This window comes from Escherichia sp. MOD1-EC5189, assembly GCF_002966045.1.
GTDB classification, from domain to species: Bacteria; Pseudomonadota; Gammaproteobacteria; order Enterobacterales; family Enterobacteriaceae; genus Escherichia; species Escherichia coli_F.
Map to the genome: position 1 here is coordinate 1 of NZ_PTRX01000123.1, position 419 is coordinate 419.

The 419-nt window shown below is 52.0% G+C and carries 1 pseudogene; it reads left to right on the top strand.

Going from position 1 to position 419, the window contains the following annotated elements:
• Window positions 1–419, top strand: a pseudogene (locus ATB02_RS25840) (phage tail tape measure protein); the annotation flags it as partial.

Genomic DNA, 419 nt, shown 5'->3' on the forward strand with positions numbered 1-419 from the left:
GTAAATGCCGCGAAGGCTCTGGACAATGAGCTGCATTTTCTTACTGCCACTCAGCTTGAGCAGATACGCGTCCTTGGGGAACAGGGGCGGTCCAGTGATGCGGCACGGATAGCCATGTCTGCACTGGCAGAGGAAACCGGTCGGCGTACTGCGGATATTGATAATAACCTCAATGCGCTGGGCAGTACGCTGAAGTATCTGTCTGATTTATGGAGTCGTTTCTGGGATGCGGCCATGAATATTGGTCGTGAAGACTCGCTGGATGAACAGATTTCCGCTTTACAGGAGAAAGTGTCGCGGGCGAAAAGACTCCCCTGGACGGCATCATCTTCTCAGGTTGAGTACGATCAGCAGCGTCTTAACGAGCTTCAGGAGAAAAAACGCCAGAAGGATTTGCAGGATGCAAAAGAGCAGGCAGA